Annotated in this window: 15 protein-coding genes; 10 read left to right on the top strand and 5 right to left on the bottom strand. The window is 63.8% G+C overall.

All coding sequences use genetic code 11. The annotated features are described in order from the left end of the window. The first annotated feature begins 3 nt into the window (after positions 1–3). Positions 4–1,410: a dihydrolipoyl dehydrogenase gene (gene lpdA / locus NKH60_RS20415; protein WP_352850294.1), complete on the top strand. Its 1,407-nt coding sequence runs from the start codon at positions 4–6 to the stop codon at positions 1,408–1,410. 921 nt (positions 1,411–2,331) lie between these two features. On the opposite strand, the gene NKH60_RS20410 is transcribed toward lpdA, so the two are convergent. Both NKH60_RS20410 and NKH60_RS20405 read right to left on the bottom strand, forming a co-directional pair. Further along, the gene (locus NKH60_RS20410; RefSeq protein WP_352832385.1) at positions 2,332–3,399 is read right to left on the bottom strand and encodes a TraB/GumN family protein; all 1,068 of its coding nucleotides are present in this window, start codon (positions 3,397–3,399) and stop codon (positions 2,332–2,334) included. A gap of 85 nt (positions 3,400–3,484) precedes the next feature. Beyond that, on the bottom strand, positions 3,485–4,423 hold the full coding sequence (locus NKH60_RS20405) for a tyrosine recombinase XerC (RefSeq protein WP_352540833.1): 939 nt from the start codon (positions 4,421–4,423) through the stop codon (positions 3,485–3,487). A 115-nt stretch (positions 4,424–4,538) separates the two neighbouring features. Between NKH60_RS20405 and rimM the strand changes: the two genes are divergently transcribed. Then, complete coding sequence (rimM, locus tag NKH60_RS20400) at positions 4,539–5,138, top strand: ribosome maturation factor RimM (protein WP_352540834.1); 600 nt, start codon at positions 4,539–4,541, stop codon at positions 5,136–5,138. Continuing rightward, positions 5,135–5,833 carry a tRNA (guanosine(37)-N1)-methyltransferase TrmD gene (gene trmD / locus NKH60_RS20395; RefSeq protein WP_352540835.1) on the top strand — a complete coding sequence of 233 codons (699 nt, stop codon included), beginning with the start codon at positions 5,135–5,137 and terminating at the stop codon, positions 5,831–5,833. Before rimM ends, trmD begins: the two co-directional genes overlap by 4 nt. On the opposite strand, the gene NKH60_RS20390 is transcribed toward trmD, so the two are convergent. Then, positions 5,815–6,567 carry a sulfite exporter TauE/SafE family protein gene (locus NKH60_RS20390; protein ID WP_023679781.1) on the bottom strand — a complete coding sequence of 251 codons (753 nt, stop codon included), beginning with the start codon at positions 6,565–6,567 and terminating at the stop codon, positions 5,815–5,817. The two genes, trmD and NKH60_RS20390, sit on opposite strands and share 19 nt — an antisense overlap. 366 nt (positions 6,568–6,933) lie before the next feature. Here NKH60_RS20390 and rplS point away from each other — a divergent pair, with 366 nt between their 5' ends. The 5 genes from rplS (at position 6,934) to leuC (ending at position 11,962) form a co-directional block, all read left to right on the top strand. After that, positions 6,934–7,473: a 50S ribosomal protein L19 gene (gene rplS, locus NKH60_RS20385; RefSeq protein WP_254817835.1), complete on the top strand. Its 540-nt coding sequence runs from the start codon at positions 6,934–6,936 to the stop codon at positions 7,471–7,473. Positions 7,474–7,735: 262 nt separating this feature from the next. Next, positions 7,736–8,533, top strand: a complete 798-nt coding sequence (locus tag NKH60_RS20380) for a transporter substrate-binding domain-containing protein (RefSeq protein WP_031212709.1) — start codon at positions 7,736–7,738, stop codon at positions 8,531–8,533. A 266-nt stretch (positions 8,534–8,799) separates the two neighbouring features. Then, the gene (locus tag NKH60_RS20375) at positions 8,800–9,615 is read left to right on the top strand and encodes an amino acid ABC transporter permease (protein ID WP_352540836.1); all 816 of its coding nucleotides are present in this window, start codon (positions 8,800–8,802) and stop codon (positions 9,613–9,615) included. Positions 9,616–9,667: 52 nt separating this feature from the next. Next, positions 9,668–10,303, top strand: coding sequence for a class I SAM-dependent DNA methyltransferase (locus tag NKH60_RS20370; RefSeq protein ID WP_352817296.1), 636 nt, complete (start codon positions 9,668–9,670; stop codon positions 10,301–10,303). A gap of 249 nt (positions 10,304–10,552) precedes the next feature. Next, on the top strand, positions 10,553–11,962 hold the full coding sequence (gene leuC, locus NKH60_RS20365; protein WP_352470795.1) for a 3-isopropylmalate dehydratase large subunit: 1,410 nt from the start codon (positions 10,553–10,555) through the stop codon (positions 11,960–11,962). Between the two features lie 58 nt (positions 11,963–12,020). Here the strand turns inward: leuC and NKH60_RS20360 are convergent, their stop codons facing one another. Further along, entirely contained in the window at positions 12,021–12,332 is a 312-nt protein-coding gene (locus tag NKH60_RS20360; RefSeq protein WP_023679773.1) for a hypothetical protein, read from the bottom strand. 161 nt (positions 12,333–12,493) lie between these two features. On the opposite strand from NKH60_RS20360, the gene NKH60_RS20355 reads away from it, so the two are divergent. Both NKH60_RS20355 and NKH60_RS20350 read left to right on the top strand, forming a co-directional pair. After that, positions 12,494–13,690, top strand: a complete 1,197-nt coding sequence (locus NKH60_RS20355; protein WP_352832390.1) for a GGDEF domain-containing protein — start codon at positions 12,494–12,496, stop codon at positions 13,688–13,690. Positions 13,691–13,765: 75 nt separating this feature from the next. After that, the gene (locus NKH60_RS20350; protein ID WP_352470793.1) at positions 13,766–14,986 is read left to right on the top strand and encodes a GGDEF domain-containing protein; all 1,221 of its coding nucleotides are present in this window, start codon (positions 13,766–13,768) and stop codon (positions 14,984–14,986) included. Here the strand turns inward: NKH60_RS20350 and NKH60_RS20345 are convergent. Next, positions 14,970–15,329, bottom strand: a complete 360-nt coding sequence (locus NKH60_RS20345; RefSeq protein WP_352873129.1) for a hypothetical protein — start codon at positions 15,327–15,329, stop codon at positions 14,970–14,972. The genes NKH60_RS20350 and NKH60_RS20345 overlap by 17 nt on opposite strands. Between the last annotated feature and the right edge of the window lie 137 nt (positions 15,330–15,466).

Genomic DNA, 15,466 nt, shown 5'->3' with positions numbered 1-15,466 from the left:
ATCATGGCCTATGACGTCGTTATCATCGGATCGGGACCAGGCGGCTATGTCTGCGCCGTCAAGGCGGCGCAGCTCGGTCTGAAGACGGCGGTGGTCGAAAAGAACCCGACCTTCGGCGGCACCTGCCTCAACATCGGCTGCATCCCGTCAAAGGCGCTGCTGCATGCGTCCGAGATGTTTGCCGAGGCCGGCCATTCCTTCGAGGCGCTCGGCGTCGAGATCGGCGCGCCCAAGCTCAACCTTGGGAAGATGATGGCACACAAGGATGCGACGGTGACGGCCAACGTCAATGGCGTCGCCTTCCTGTTCAAGAAGAACAAGATCGACAGTTTTCGTGGCACCGGCAAGGTGGTTGCGGCCGGCAAGGTGTCGGTGACCTCCGATGACGGCAAGGTCGAGGAGATCGAGACCAAGAACATCGTCATCGCCACCGGCTCCGACGTCGCCGGCATTCCCGGCGTCGAGGTCGATTTCGATGAGAAGGTGATCGTCTCGTCGACCGGCGCGCTGTCGCTGGACAAGGTGCCGGGCCATCTGGTGGTGGTCGGCGGTGGTGTCATCGGTCTGGAGCTCGGCTCGGTATGGGCGCGGCTCGGCGCCAAGGTCACCGTGGTCGAGTTCCTCGATACCATCCTGGGCGGCATGGATGGCGAGGTCTCCAAGCAGTTCCAGCGCCTGCTGTCGAAGCAGGGCTTTGAATTCAGGCTGGGCGCCAAGGTGACCGGCGTCGCCAAGGCCAAGAAGGGGGCGACGGTTACCTTCGAGCCGGTCAAGGGCGGTGCGGCCGAGACGATCGAGGCGGACGCGGTGCTGATTGCGACGGGACGACGGGCCTATTCGGACGCTCTCGGGCTGAAGGAGGCCGGCGTCGACGTCGACGAGCGCGGCCGGGTCAAGACCGACGGCCATCTCAGGACCAACGTGCCCGGCATCTACGCCATCGGCGATGTCATCGCCGGGCCGATGCTTGCCCACAAGGCCGAAGACGAGGGCGTGGCGGTGGCCGAGACCATCGCCGGCCAGGCCGGTCATGTGAACTATGACGTGATTCCGAGCGTCGTCTACACCACGCCGGAAATCGCCACGATCGGCAAGACCGAAGAAGAATTGAAGAAGGCCGGCATCGACTACAAGGCCGGAAAATTCCCGTTCAGCGCCAATGGCCGCGCGCGCGCCATGCTGCACACCGACGGCTTTGTGAAAATCCTGGCCGACAAGGCCAGCGACCGTGTACTCGGCGTCCACATCGTCGGCTTCGGCGCCGGCGAGATGATCCACGAGGCGGCCGTGCTGATGGAATTTGGCGGCTCGTCGGAAGACCTAGCCCGCACCTGTCACGCCCATCCGACAATGTCGGAAGCGGTAAAGGAGGCGGCATTGGCGACGTTCTTCAAGCCGATCCATATCTGAGCGGTTGAATCGCAGGCGACGGTGGCGATTGGCGAAATAGCCAATCTCCCCCAAGTGGCCCCAAGTGGGGAGATGTCCGGCAGGACAGAGAGGGGCGCGAAGGATCACCACAGACGGCTTCCATTCTCAACCGCAGATGGATTCCAGGGTCTCCGCGATGTCGCTTCGCTCCTGCTCCGCGCTGGATGACGAAGATGAAGTTGGCCCATGGCTAATCGCAGCTCAGAGCATCGACGGCTGCTCCCCAAAAAAACGGCCCGCCTTTCAGCGGACCGTTCATATATTAAATCAGCAGTCTGATTACTGAGCCGGTGCCGGCGCTGGTGCTGGTGCCGGGGCTGGCGCAGGGGCCGGAGCCGGAGCCGGTGTTGCCGGGGCCGGAGCCGGAGCGGGTGTTGCCGGAGCTGGCGCAGGAGCCGGTTCGGCTGGTTTCATCGGCTCGGCCGGCGCTGGGGCCGGAGCTGGTGTGCTGGCTGCGGGCGGTTCGGCAGGCGCAGGTGCCTCGCTACGTCTTCCAAAAACATAATAGGCGACAATTGCCAGGATAACGACGACCAGGGCAATCAGCCAGCCGCTGCCGCCGCCGCTTGGCCGTGCGGAGCCCGGCGAGGTGAATGGGTCGTTCGGATTGGGTGTGTTCGCCATAAAAGTGTCCTCCGTGGATGAAAAACATCAAGTAATAGCCATCAACGTACAATCGTTGAATCGGTTTCACATTAGGCGTTGAAAACGCCGAAAACAGGGCAATTCTGATCCGGAATCGCTCGCAGGCATGCATTTCCACCGCAAAATGGGTTCGATCGAGCCAAACCGAACCTTTTTCGGTTTCTTGGTACGAAGCGCGGCTGGTCCGCCGTCGCGCCACGCGTAAGGGCTGGTCCCGCCTCGGCAATGATTCGGTGCGCAACTCCGCCGTGTCGTTCAGTTGACGGCGGTCACCGTATAGCCGGTCTTGCGGAAACCCTCGACCAAGCCTTGCGCTCCGGGAAGGTGCATGGCGCCGACCGCCATGAAGACATTGCCGTGGGCGAGGATCGGCGCTGCACGATCGACCATCACCTTGTTGCGGCTGGTGATCATGGTCTGCTCGAATTCGGCGTAACCCGATTGGTCGTCTACCTGTTCGGGGACGATAGCCCGAAACAGCGGTACATACATGCCAGTGTCGCCACGCCGGTAAAGCACGATCATGGTTTCGTTGACGTCGTTCACCTTGTCGCCAAGCTTCAGCGTATCGACCAGTCCCTTCAGGTGAAAGGCGATCGGCAGCGAAGCCATGGCGCGCAGCTGGTCGGCGATTGTCTCCAGCCCCTCGACCGATTTGCCCGAAGCCTCGGCGTCCTTGGCAAGCTTGACGTCGAGCACTGGCGCACCGCCAGCCTGGCGGGCGACTTCGCATGCAGGTAGCGCCACCATCGCCGACAGCAACCAAGGTTTCATCTTGGCGACGGTCGCTGGCGGGATGCCACGCGCATCGAGCGCCTTGTTGACCACCGCCGCATCCTCCGGCGACAGCAGCGACGAAAGCGTCGTCTTGTCGGTGAACATCATCAGATCCGGCTCTTTCAGCATTGCTGCCATCATCTTCTGCTTGTCGAGCACTTCGGTGGTCTCGATGATGACGGTGCCAGCCGCATCGAATGCCTTCTGTGCGGCGGGTGGCAGCGTGGTGACGCGCGGGTCGGTAACGTGCATGGTGCCGAACAGGAAGGACGGTTTTTCGCCCGATTTTTCGAGCTTCCACAGCAGGCCCTTGCCGTTCGGCGTCGCTGCCGCCTCCGCCTCGATCTTGCGGTAGGCAGCCGGGTCGTCCTTTTGCAGCGCGCTCAGCATATCGCTACCGGTGCAGGCCGAAGTCTCGGCGCGTGCCTTGCCCGCCGCGAGCAGCGCGACGATGAGGAAAGAGAGGAAAAACAGGGCGTTCAGCGCGACGAGCAGCTTCAGCGACACATGGGTCGCGCGGTCGGCGATGGCGATGAGGCGTTTCATGCTGCGGTTCTAGGCGCAAAAAGCGGCAAAACGGTTAACCGGCGCATCAAAATTGTTGCGAGATGGCCACCGACACATGCATCGATCACGCACGAGGATGAGCTGCTTCGTAAATCTCGAGCAGCCTGGCGGTGTCGACGCCGGTGTATATCTGGGTTGTCGACAGGCTGGCGTGGCCGAGCAACTCCTGGATGGTGCGCAGGTCGCCGCCGCGCCCTAGCAGATGCGTGGCGAAGGAATGGCGCAGCGCATGCGGCGTCGCCGTGTCGGGCAGGTTGAGCGCCGAGCGCAGCTTGGCCATGTCGCGCTGGACGATCGCCGGGTTGAGCGGGCCGCCGCGGGCACCGCGAAACAGCAGGCCCTTGGGATCGAGATACCAGGGGCAGAGGCGGCGGTATTCAGCAATCGCCCGCAGCGCCACCGGCAGAACCGGCACCAGCCGGGTCTTGCCACCCTTGCCGGTGACGCGCAGCACGGTATCACCAGGCGAGGACAGATCGGCGCTCGACAGGCCGAGCGCCTCGGAAATGCGCAGGCCCGAACCGTAAAGCAATGTCAGCACGGCAGCGTTGCGGGCGGCGATCCACGGCTCCTCCGCCACCTGGCCTTCCACCGAGACGACGTGTTTTGCATCGCTTGCCGTCAGCGGCTTGGGCAGTGATTTCGGCTGCCGCGGCGCCCGCAAGGCCGCCGCACCCGCCGCATTGGCGAGGCCGCGCCGTTCCAGGAAACGCAGCAGCGAGCGGATGCCGGCCAGCCCCCGCCCGAGCGTACGCGGGCCGGCGCCTCCGGCACGGCGAGCAGCGAGAAAGCCGCGCAGATCGGCGGGGCGCAGATCGGCGATGTCGGAAATGCCGGGCGAGCCGCCGCAATGGCCGGTGAGGAAATGCAGGAACTGGCGCGTGTCGCGCTCATAGGCCTCGACGGTTTCGGGCGACAGCCGGCGTTCTCGCGCCAGCATCTTCAGCCAGGCCTCGCGCGCCGCCTGAAGGTCGGGTTTTGCCGGGATGAGGAATTCCTGCATTGCGCTCTTCCAATTCCCTACCATCTTCCGGCACTCGGGTTAGGAAGCGGTGAAGAGCGGCGTCATTGAAATGACGACGGGCTGGGGTTAGAGCAAGGCAAAGGATTTTCCGCAGATGAGCAAGCCGCAAAACCCCGTCCAGATGGCCGTGATCGGTGCCGCGCATGGCATCAAGGGCGAGTTGCGCGTCAAGAGCTTTACCGGCGATCCGCTGGCGCTGGCCGATTACGGTCCGCTCTATGCCAGGGACGGCCGCGCCTTCCAGATCGTCGACATCAGGCCCGCCAACACCGTGGTGGTGGTGCGCTTCAAAGGCATCAGCGATCGTAATGCCGCCGAGGCGCTCGCCGGCACCGAATTGTTCGTCGACCGTTCGGTGTTGCCGGACGAGGGCGAAGAGAACGAATTCTATCATGCCGACCTCGTCGGGCTGGAGGTCAGGGATGACACGGGTGCCGCCATCGGCGAGGTCGTCGCCGTGCACAATTTCGGCGGCGGCGACATTCTCGACGTGACGCTGGCGGGGCGCAAAGGCGTGCTTATTCCGTTTACGCAGGCCGCCGTTCCGGAAGTGTCGATCGCCAGTGGCTTTGTCCGCGTCGATCCGGCCGCGGCAGGGCTGGTCGAGGACGACGACGGAGCGTCTGCCGACCGCGACAGCTTCGACCCCAAGGGCAGGCCGCGCGGGCCGAAGGACGCCGGAGGCAACCGGTGAGCTTTTCCGCTTCGGTGCTGACGCTCTATCCCGAGATGTTTCCCGGCGTGCTTGGGCTGTCGCTGGCCGGACGCGCGCTGGAGACCGGCATCTGGTCGCTCGAAGCAATCCAGATCCGCGACTTCGCCAGCGATCGCCATCGTACCGTCGACGACACGCCGGCCGGCGGCGGCGCCGGCATGGTGATGCGGGCGGACGTGCTGGCCAGCGCCATCGACCATGCCTCGCCGCCGGGCGATCGGCGTCCAAAACTGCTAATGAGTCCGCGTGGAAAACCGCTGACACAGGCGCGAGTGCGCGAGCTCGCCGCTGGGCCGGGTGCGGTGATCGTCTGCGGTCGCTTCGAAGGCGTCGACCAGCGGGTCATCGAAGCGCGGGGGCTCGAAGAAGTGTCGATCGGCGACTTCATCCTGTCCGGCGGCGAGCCGGCAGCACTTGTGCTGCTCGATGCGGTGGTGCGGCTGTTGCCCGGCGTCATGGGCAATGCGGAATCGGGCGAGGAAGAGAGCTTTGAAAACGGCCTGCTCGAACATCCGCATTACACACGGCCGCAGGAATTCGAGGGGCGGCCGATCCCCGAAGTGCTGATTTCGGGCAATCACAGGAAGATCGCGGCGTGGCGGCGGGCCGAAGCGGAGAGGCTGACGAAGGAGCGACGCCCGGATCTGTCAGCCGCTCAGCCCTTATCGAAATAGTAGAAAGCCAGGAACAGGCCGACGGCGATGACGAAGCCGCGCACCGCGTTCTGCGGCACGCGCCTGGCGATCCAGACGCCGGCATAGCCACCCAGCGCGCCACCCGGGATCATGATGATCGCCTGCAGCCAGGCAATGACGCCGCCCGAGACGAAGACGAGGATGGCAACCGCAGCAATGACCACGGCCAGCATGTTCTTCAATGCGTTCAGCCGGTGATAGTCGCCGGACTGGGTGAGACCGAGCGTCGCCAGCATCATGACGCCCATGCCGGCGCCGAAGAAGCCGCCATAGACGGCGGTGGCGAACTGCGCCAGCGACCCGACCAGCGAACCTACCGCGGCCTCATGCTCCGGCTTGGGCGCCGGCTTCAGCCATGGCCCGGCAGCGAACAATGCGGTTGCCGCCAGCAGCAGCCACGGCACCAAGGCGCGGAACGACGGGTTGTCGAGCCCTAGAAGGATGAGCGCGCCAGACAGCGCACCGAGAGCCGAAATGAGGCTGAGCAGCAGTGCGCCACGCCAGAAATGCTTGATGTCGTGCCAATAGGCGAGCGTCGAGGTGATGTAGCCAGGAAATTGCGTCACCGACGATGTCGCATTGGCGACGATCGGCGGCAGGCCGGCCAGGGTCATGGCGCCAAAGGTTATGAACGTGCCGCCGCCGGCAACGGCATTGACCGCGCCTGATAGAAAGCCGGCGAGAAAGAGCAGGACCGCGTCCAAGATTGGCATGAGGGTGTCGTCGCTGGAGGAAAATGCTTATCTTCCGGCTTAGGAAGCTTGACGCGCGGGCGCAACCCCCTGGACCACAAGCGATCACGGGATTGCCACAGCGGCCTCAGCCAAAAAGAAACAGCGCCAAAAAAGAAACAGCGAAGGCGTGACAAAGCGCCGAAATAGCTGTATGTGCGCGCCGAACCGGAAGAAAATATGCCAAGAGCGATCTTCTGGCCCGTCAACAATGACGGTGTAGTCGCCCCTGCCCGATGTTCTCGAACAGAAGTTCTCGAACGAAGGGCATAGCCGAGCGGTCGATGCGACTGCAAGGCGAGTGTCGGACGCTCTGACTGTCGGAAGAACAAGAAGTGGATTATTGAGATGGACATCCTCCGTCAGCTCGAGGCCGAGCAGGCCGCCAAGATCGAAGCCAAGCGCAAGCTCCCCGAATTCCAGCCCGGCGATACCGTGCGCGTCCAGGTCCGTGTGACCGAAGGCACCCGCACCCGCGTCCAGGCCTATGAGGGCGTCGTCATCGCCCGCGCCGGCGCCGGCTTCCAGGAAAACTTCACCGTCCGCAAGATCTCCTACGGCGAAGGCGTGGAGCGGGTGTTCCCGGTCTATTCACCGATGGTCGAAGGCGTCGAGATCGTGCGCCGCGGCAAGGTGCGTCGCGCCAAGCTGTACTATTTGCGTGACCGTCGCGGCAAATCGGCCCGCATTTCGGAAAACACCGGCGTGCGCGCCCGCAAGCTGAACGACGAAGAGCGCGATGCGCTGAACGCCGAGAAGGCGCGCATCGAGGCCGAGAAAGTGGCCGCCGCCCAGGCGCTGGCCGCCGAGAAGGCCGCGCAGGACGCCGCCGAGAAGAAGGCCGCCGACGAGGCCGCCAAGGCCGCGGAAGCAGCTGCCGCCGAATAAGGCTCTTCAAGAACTTATTTTCGGAAAGGCGGCTTCGGCCGCCTTTTTGTTTCGCGAGGCGGATTCTATTTTGCCGGGCTGCATCGGCCGCAATCGATACGGATCGTTCCGTAATGCCGCCGATGAAAGCATTGAAATCCATTTTCGTGCCGAACGCCGCATCGGAGCGGCTTGCAAGGCGCCGGCGGAAAGCTAAAGTCGGCGCCGGATTTCCTGCATGCCTCGGCCGATCGAGGCGGTTCAGTTCCTGGGGAGCATCGTCATGATCAATTCGAAACTGCTGCTGGCCGGCCTGCTGGCTTGCCTTCTCGTGCCTGTCGCGGCTCTGGCGCAGGCGCTGCCCGACCTCGGCGGCAAGAAAGTGGTGGTGGTGACCGAAAACGCCTATCCGCCGCTGCAGTTCATCGATGCCAAGACCGGCAAGCAGATCGGTTGGGAATATGACGCGATGAACGAGATCGCCAAACGGCTGAATTTCAAGGTCGAATACCAGAATACCTCCTGGGACGCGATGATCCAGGCGGTTTCCGACAATCAGTACAACATCGGCATGACCGGCATCACCATCAAGGACGACCGCAAGCAGAAGGTCGATTTCTCCGATCCGTATATGCGCTCGGAACAGTTCATGCTGGTGCGCGGCGACGAGAAGCGCTTCACCGATGCAAAGACGTTCGCCGCCTTCAAGGACGGGCTGATCGGCGCGCAGGCCGGCACCACGCCCTTCTACACCGCCGTCTACAGCGTGCTCGACGGCAACGAGCAGAACCCGCGCATCAAGCTGTTCGAGACATTCGGCGCGACGGTGCAGGCGCTGAAGGCCGGCGACGTCGACGTCGTGCTCACCGACGGCACTGCCGGCAAGGGCTATGTCGATGCGTCCAATGGCGGCCTTAAGCTGATCGGCGGCCCACTCGGCACCGAGGATTTCGGCTTCATCTTCCCCAAGGGCTCCGACCTGGTGAAGCCGGTCAACGCGGCAATCGCTGCGCTCAAGGCCGACGGTACGCTCGACGCGCTCAACAAGAAGTGGTTCCTTGATTACAAGATGGGGCAGTAGGCCCGCTTGTTGCGCGCATTTCATGACGATTGTGCGCGGGAACTCGCGCTGACTCTGCGCTCGTACACCCCCCTCTGTCCTGCCGGACATCTCCCCCTCAAGGGGGGAGATCGGCTTTCGCATCGGCTTTCGCCAATTTTCAGTGTTGCAGAACGGGCCGCGAGGTCAAAGCTGCCGATCTCCCCCCTTGAGGGGGAGATGGCCGGCAGGCCAGAGGGGGGTGTGACAGAACGCTGCCTTCGTGACTCTGTTATCGGTACCGCTTGATGCCGTCGGCGCCTCTCGCCTCAGCCAAATCCGACTTCCCGTGGTGGCTTGCCGTGGCCGTGGCGATCGCCTTGGCCGCCGCCATCTTCATCGCTGCCAGCGACGTCTATGCCCAGGTCTTCGCAACCGTCGCCAAGGGCATCGGCGTCACCATCTTCGTCACGGTGGTCGCCTTCGCGCTGGCTTGCGCGATCGGCCTCGGCGTCGCGCTGATGGGCCTGTCGGGCTCACGCTGGCTCAGCCAGATCGCCCGCTTGTACGTCGAGATCATCCGCGGCGTGCCGATGCTGGTGCTGTTGTTCTGGATCGCCTTTGCCGGCGCGCCGGCCTTCGTCGCGGCATGGAACGCGCTGACGGCGCCGCTGCAAAGCGCCGGCCTCTTCGGTGAGCTGCTGGTACGCGACGTGTCGTTGCTTTGGCGCGCCGTCATGGCGCTGACCATCGGCTATTCCGCCTTCATTTCGGAGGTGTTCCGCGCCGGCATCCAGGCGGTCGAGAAGGGGCAGATCGAGGCGGCCAAGGCGCTCGGGCTGACGCGCACCCAGCGCTTCCGGCTGGTCATCTTTCCGCAGGCGATCCGCACCATCCTGCCGCCGCTCGGCAATGATTTCGTCGCCATGGTCAAGGATTCCTCGCTGGTCTCGGTGCTCGGCGTCGCCGACATCACCCAGATGGGCAAGATCTACGCCGCCGGCTCGTTCCGCTTCTTCGAAACCTATTCGATCGTCGCCTATATCTATCTCATCCTGACCGTCGGCCTGTCGTTGGCCTTGCGGGCGCTGGAGAAGCGGCTGCGCCACCAGCATGGGGAATAGAAGGCAGGCGAAAACGGCGCTACCATCGAGCGGACGCGACCGGGAAGGACCCATGATCATCGACAAGGCCAATGCGGCGCTGGAAGCGGTCTATACGGCCGACACGCCTGAGACGCTCGCCAAGGCCTATGCGCAATGGGCCGCGACCTATGACGGCGAAACCGCGGCGCTCGGCTATCTCCTGCCGTTCCTGATCACCGCCTGGGTGGCGCGCCATGTGCCGCCGGGCGAAGGGCCGCTGCTCGACGCCGGTTGCGGCACCGGCCTGTCGGGGCCGTCGCTCAAGGCACTCGGCTACCACGATATTGCCGGGCTCGACCTGTCGCAGGACATGCTGAAAATCGCCGGCAGCCGGCAGGCCTACAGCGAGCTGAAACAGGCGATGCTCGGCGGGCCATTGCCTTGGGCGGACGGGTATTTCCGCGCCTTTTTCTCGACCGGCGTGTTCACCATCAGCCACGCACCGGCGTCGGGCCTGCATGAACTGGTACGCATCACCAGGACGGGCGGCCACGCCATCTTCACGGTCCGCGACCAGGTTTTTGAAAGCGGCGGGTTTCAAGCCGTGTTTGGCGAACTGGAGCAGGCGAAAAAATGGCGGCCGGTCGAGGAGAGCCCGTGGTTCCGCTGCTACGCAATCGCCGAGCCCGACGCGCTGGTGAAGACGTTTGTGTTCGAGGTGCTGTGAAGCGCCTGCGAAGGCCGCCACGATTGCTGAAAAGCCAAAACATTGATATGAGCAGCGCCATGGAAGAGCTTTTTGGCGATCCGGCCTATAAGGGTTTCGTGCTGCAGGACAGAAAACGCCTGCCGTCGCGATTTTCCGCGCGCGTCTGCGGGGCGCTGACCAGCCGACTTAGCTAGGGCAGACTCGCCAGGCTGTTTCGCCGGTCCGACCGGCGTCGTTTTCCCTTTTTAAATCGACGGATTTAAGCAAATGAGCGCACCGCGCACCCTCTACGACAAGATTTTCGACGACCATGTCGTCGACCGCCAGGACGACGGCACCTGCCTGCTCTATATCGACCGCCATCTGGTCCACGAAGTCACCAGCCCGCAGGCTTTCGAAGGCCTGCGCATGACCGGCCGCAAGGTTCGGCATCCGGAAAAGACGCTGGCCGTGGTCGACCACAATGTGTCGACCTCGCCCGAGCGCAAGTTCGGCATCAAGAACGAGGAAAGCCGCATCCAGGTCGAGGCGCTGGCCAAGAACGCCAAGGATTTCGGTATCGAATATTATTCCGAGAAGGATATCCGCCAGGGCATCGTCCACATCATCGGTCCCGAGCAAGGCTTTACGCTGCCCGGCATGACCATCGTCTGCGGCGACAGTCACACCTCGACGCATGGCGCGTTCGGGGCGCTGGCGCATGGCATCGGCACCTCGGAAGTCGAGCATGTGCTGGCGACGCAGACGCTGATCCAGCGCAAGGCCAAGAACATGCTGGTGCGCGTCGACGGCGCACTGCCGGAAGGCGTCACCGCCAAGGACATCATCCTCGCCATCATCGGCGAGATCGGCACGGCCGGCGGCACCGGCTATGTCATCGAATATGCGGGCGAGGCAATCCGTGCGCTGTCGATGGAAGGCCGCATGACGATCTGCAACATGTCGATCGAAGCCGGCGCGCGCGCCGGCCTGATCGCGCCCGACGAGACCACCTTCGCCTATGTCAAGGACAAGCCGCGCGCCCCCAAGGGCGAAGCCTGGGACGCCGCGCTCGCCTACTGGAAGACGCTGCAGTCCGACGAAGGCGCGCATTTCAACAAGGTGGTCGTGCTCGACGCGGCAAAGCTGCCGCCGATCGTCTCCTGGGGCTCCTCGCCCGAGGACGTGGTCTCGGTGCAAGGCATCGTGCCGAACCCGGACGACATCACTGATGAGAACAAGCGCACCTCCAAGCAGCGCGCACTCGACTATATGGGCCTGAAGCCGGGCACCAAGATCACCGATATCGAACTCGATCGCGTCTTCATCGGCTCCTGCACCAATGGCCGCATCGAGGATCTGCGCGCCGCCGCCAAGGTGATCGAGGGCAGACAAGTCAATCCGCGGGTCAGTGCGATGATCGTGCCGGGCTCCGGCCTGGTCAAGGAACAGGCAGAGGCCGAAGGCCTCGACAAGATCTTTGTCGCCGCCGGCTTTGACTGGCGTGAGCCGGGCTGCTCGATGTGCCTTGCCATGAACGACGACCGGCTGAAGCCGCATGAGCGCTGCGCCTCGACCTCGAACCGCAATTTCGAAGGGCGCCAAGGCTTCAAGGGCCGGACGCATCTGGTGTCGCCGGCAATGGCCGCGGCGGCGGCGATCGCCGGCCATTTCGTCGACATCCGCGAGTGGAAATAGGGCAGGCGCGCGCAGTCGGATATGAGGAGCCCGAGCCGCATTGCGGTTCGGGCATTCTTCAGTCGGGCCGCCTGACGAATTCGTGGAATCCCTCACGACGGCCGGGTTGGTCCTTTGCGACGACCAGCGCCAGTTGGCGCTCGTCGAAGAGTTTGAACCATTCATCCCATTCGACCAGTTCGTAGCCGCCGGCATTGACCGGACGTTCGGCCTCATCCTGGTCCTGATAGGCATGCTGGCCGAAGACCAGCCTCAGCATGGGCTGCGTTCCGGCTTCGGGCGACACGTCGACGATCGCCGGAAAGCCGGCGCGTGCCGCGGCCCATGAGCGAATTGCATCGTGATCGGTCAGCATGATCGTGTCGGCCATCGGAGCGTCTCCTGGTTGCCGTCGTGAAACGCCGCTCGCCGTTCGCGGTTCCGCCCAGCGGCTTTGTCGACGCACCTGTCGTATATTCGCTTTCGCTTAACCGCTTGTTTGGGCTTCCGCTCTAAGGTCCTCCAAGGGGAAGCGAGGGGAAATTACAGCGCTTGGACACCGGCCTGCTCATAGCGCTGCTCAATCCAGGCATCGCCCTCACACTCGGCGCGGCATTTCTCGTGCTGTGGTTCTATCAGCGCCACCGTCCCTATCTGGCTGTGCTGGCGGCGGGCTACTCGGCCTCGGCCGCAGGCTTCCTGCTCCAGTATTTCACGCTGCCGGTCGGCATGGCGCCGACCAAGCTCATCTCGATCCTGTGCTTCACCTTCGCCACCTGCTGTCTCGCCGGCGCGGTCATTGCGCGCTATGGGCGGCGCGTGCCTTACCCGGCGGTCGGCATTCTGGCCTGCGGCGGCCTGGCCGCGTTCTCGTGGTTTCTTTTTGCCCGGCCGGATCTCACCTGGCGCATCCTTGCCATCAATTTCAGCTTCGGCGGCATCAGCCTGGCTGTCGCCGCCGAGTTGCGCGTGGTGCGCAACAACGGCCCGACGGAAATGATCCTGTTCGTGCTGTCGCTGCTTTCCGGCCTGAACTTCCTGGGGCGGACGCTTGCCGTCGTCATCGCGCATGGGCCGTTCACCAGCTATGAAGGGCTTTACTCCTCGTCCTACTGGACGACGGCTCTGCTGTCGCATGCATTGCTGTCGCTGCTTATTGCGCTTTGCCTGTTCGGCGCCGCCGCGCTCGATGTGATGAAGGCCCTGAAGACCGAAACCCTGACAGACCCGCTGTCGGGCCTGCTCAACCGCCGCGGCTTCGAGGAGCGCGCCATGCTTGTCCTGCAGCACTGTGCCACGGCGCAATTGCCGGTTGCTCTGGTGCTTGCCGATCTCGATCATTTCAAGGCGCTCAACGATCAACATGGCCACGCGGCCGGCGATCGCGTCATCGCCGACTTCGCTGCCAAGCTTCTGTCGGCTGCAGGTACGCGCGGCGTTGCCGGCCGCATCGGCGGCGAAGAGTTCGCCGTGCTTTTGCCGCTCAGCGACCTTGGCGCGGCAAGACTGTTTGCCGAAACCATTCGCACGCTCTATTCGGCGGACAGAATCGACGGGCTTCCGCCCGAGACAAGAGTGACCGCCAGCTTCGGCGTGGCCGCCCGCGCCAGCGACGAAGGGCTGGACCCGCTGATGCGCCGCGCCGACGAAGCGCTCTACAGAGCCAAAAGGAGTGGCCGCGACAGCGTATGCCTGTCCTATCAGCGGCCTGAGACGGTCGTCCTTCCCAATAGGACCAGTGCTGGCTGAGCGTCAGCGACGGCTTCGAATTAACGTCTTTTTCGCGCGTTGGTGATTTGCTGTTCGGGGGAGTGCCAAAACGCCATGGGCAGCGCTAATTTCATCCTGCTGATCAACCTGTTCGTTGCCGGGCTGCTGGCGGCGGCCTTCATGACGATCGCGGTCTATGACGCCGGCCGGGTGTCGGCACGCTGGCTGGCGTTCGGCTATGTGCTCGGCACGGCTTATTTCGCGATCGAGTTCAGCATTCCTGCCTTCGACAATGCGCGCCCCGTGGTTGTCGCCGCCTTTGCCGCCTTCCTTGGCGCTACCGTCGCCTTCAATGGCGGGCTTGCCCATAAATACCGCGTTTCGCCGCCTTGGCCGCCGATGCTGTTCTTCCTGGTCTTCGCCACCCTCGCGGTCTACTTCGTGCAGGACCTGCCACGCCAATCGTTCGTGCGAATGGCGGCCTACCAGCTTCCCTATGCGGCCATGCAGTTCACCGGGCTGGCGATCGTCTTGTCGTCCAGGCAAAGACGCGAGCGGCTCGACTATATGCTGATGGCTGTCCTTGCGGCCAGCACCTTGCAGTTCGCCAGCAAACCCTTCATCGCCCATGCGCTTGGTGGCTGGGGCGCCAACCCGCAATCTTATGCGCAGACCAGCTATGCGTTGGTGTCGCAGTCGGTCGGCACCGTGTTCGGCCTGGCGCTTGCGCTGGTGACATTGGCTATCCTGGTCCGCGACGTGCTCGCCGAGGCGACGTCGAAATCGGAAACCGACACGCTTTCGCGGCTGCTCAACCGTGGGGGCTTCGAGCGCCATGCCGAGATCGCACTGCGTGACGCCATGCGGCGCGCCGTTCCAGCCGCACTGGTCATTGCCGATCTCGACCATTTCAAGCGCATCAACGATACTTACGGCCACGCGTCGGGCGATCGGGTCATCGAGACCTTTGCCGGTTTTCTCCGCGATGCCGCGGCCGACCATCATGTCGCCGGCCGCATCGGCGGCGAGGAATTCGCGATTTTCCTGCCGGGGACCAATCTAGCCGCCGCCCGGCTCTTTGCCGAGGGCACGCGGAGCGCCTTCGGTGCCACGCCGATCGACTGCCTGCCCGCGGATCACCGCTGCAGCGCCAGCTTCGGCGTTGCCGAGCTTGGTCCGGGCGAAAGCTTTTCCGACCTGTTGCGGCGCGCCGACAAAGCGCTCTATCAGGCGAAGGGCAGCGGTCGCGATTGCGTGCGTGTCTCGGTGGGGCCGGCTGTTGCCCTGCCGGCGCCGTCAACCAAGGGCGGCGTGGCCGTCAGCGGCAGGGGCTGAGCTCCGGCATTTCGCCGTCGGAGAGGCCGTACATATAGCTGCGGCCCTTGACGAAAACCGGCGGCCTATAGCAGTCGCCGCCGCGGACATCGTCCGATTCGTTTTCGTAGATCACGTCGGGCTGGCCGGCGCTGGTGTAGTCGGACAATTCCTTGGCCAGCCTGCCCTCGCCAACGAGGATACGCTTGTAGCCGGCGGCGCTGTCGATGACGAGATTGCCGAAGGAATCGGCATAGACGCGGTCATGATGGCGCGTCCCGGCGAATGCCGGTGCGACGACGCCGACGGCGAGCGCCGCCAATAGGAACCAGGGAAGGCGCGATCCTGCTGAATTCGAATGCATGGCGTGCTGCTCCAGTTGCTGAGAGGCAAGCCTCCTCGAATCAGAAATTAACCTTTTATTAACCTTTGTTAAGAGGGCAACCGCAGCACGGGCGAGGTCTCGGAAAATATGGTTAATACCCGATCGCCCACCGGCCA

Source organism: Mesorhizobium sp. M1006, assembly GCF_040318825.1.
In the GTDB taxonomy this organism is placed as follows: Bacteria; Pseudomonadota; Alphaproteobacteria; order Rhizobiales; family Rhizobiaceae; genus Mesorhizobium.
Note: the sequence above shows the minus strand (reverse complement) of the source record. Positions and strands in the feature narration are given on the sequence as shown.